Source organism: Methanocalculus sp. (assembly GCF_029762515.1).
GTDB lineage: Archaea > Halobacteriota > Methanomicrobia > Methanomicrobiales > Methanocorpusculaceae > Methanocalculus.
In genome coordinates, this window is the sequence record NZ_JARVGN010000497.1 from 1 (window position 1) to 1515 (window position 1515).

Sequence of the window (1515 nt, forward strand, 5' to 3'; positions counted from 1 at the left end):
CGAAGGTCCAACAGCTCTGTCTTGATCGCGGCGTGCTGGTCAATTGTGCCGGAGATGGCAATCTCCGGCTTGTCCCGCCGCTGATCATCTCCGAGAGTGAGATCGATCGTGCAGCAGGAGTCGTTCATGAAGCCCTCACCGAGGTCCTTGGTTAGATCCTGTTTTCTGGACGGGGGATATGTCTTTGCCGGGAAGGCAGAGGATATCGCAGAGAGGTACGGTTTCTCCGAGGTGGCACGGCTCGCCTCAAACGAGAACCCCTCCCCCCCTTCAGATTCGGCACAGGCAGCAGCACAAGAGGCTATCCTCTCCTGTAACCGCTACCCCGGCACCACGCATGAAGAACTGATCAAAAAACTACAGGAGATCTATGGCTCGTACCCGGTTGTCGCCGGTGCGGGGATGGATGGAGTCATCGAGACGCTTGTCCGGGCACTCATCACCTCTGGTGATTCGGTGGTTATCTCCTCACCCACCTTCTCCTTCTATGGCCTTGCCGTCACCGCACAGGGAGGGAAGGTCGGATATGTACCGAGGAATGCCTCCTATGAAGTCGATCCGGAATCATTCATTGCAGCTGCACGGGACGCGAAACTCTCTTTCATCTGTTCCCCGAATAATCCCACGGGAACGGTTACGCCGCCTGAGGTGATCGCTTCTATCCTCGAGAATATCAACGGCATCCTCTTCCTCGACAACGCATATGTCGAGTTTTCTGATGTTGATTATCTGCCGCTGCTGGATCGGTACGAGAACCTGATCATCGGGAGGACGATGTCAAAGGTCTACGGGCTTGCCGGATTCAGGGTCGGGTATGCGTTTGTTCCGGAATGGTTCAGACCCTGTTATATGCGGGCGGAGACGCCGTTTGCACTGAATGCGGTCTCCGAGGCTGCCGCTGTCGGCGCACTCTCGGATACCGCTTATGCAGATCGCTACATCGCCCATGTTACACGGTGGCGGAGACGCTTCTCTGATGAGATCCCCTATCCGGTTGCTCCGGGCGGGGCGAACTTTGTGATGATAGATCTTGCCCCCCGCACCGGGAAGGAGGCGATGGATGCACTGGCAAAGAAGGGTGTGCTGGTGCGTTCATGCGAGAGTTTCCCCGGACTTGGCGAGACCTTCATCAGGGTCTCTATCGGTGCTGACTGGGAATGCGAACGATTCCTCTCTGCGATTGTGTCACTATGATGATCGGCCTGACCGGGGTTCCCGGTACCGGAAAAACCACTGTTGCGGATATCCTTGAGGAGCGTGGGGTGTATGTTGTCCGTATCAACGACACAATCACTCCCTATATTCTCGGAAGGGACCCGGATCGTGATACAATAATCATCGACGAAGAGCTCTGGGCAGCGGAGTTCCAGCCGGTTGATGGCGTGGTGGAAGGCCATCTTGCCCACCTCCTCCCCTGTGACCGGGTGGTGATCCTCAGGTGCGATCCCGATGTGCTTGTCGATCGGCTGATTGGGCGTGGATATTCTCCTGAGAAAGCAGAAGAGAATGCCCTTG

Annotated in this window: 2 protein-coding genes; both read left to right on the top strand. The window is 56.4% G+C overall.

The window, feature by feature from the left end; genetic code table 11:
- Nucleotides 1-126 precede the first annotated feature (126 nt).
- A complete protein-coding gene (locus tag QCH34_RS12585; RefSeq protein WP_300334638.1) occupies nucleotides 127-1194 on the top strand; it encodes a histidinol-phosphate transaminase in 1068 nt (355 codons plus the stop codon).
- Nucleotides 1158-1515 (top strand): AAA family ATPase (locus tag QCH34_RS12590; RefSeq protein ID WP_300334639.1); only part of this gene is annotated, 358 nt, incomplete at its 3' end. The genes QCH34_RS12585 and QCH34_RS12590, both read left to right, overlap by 37 nt.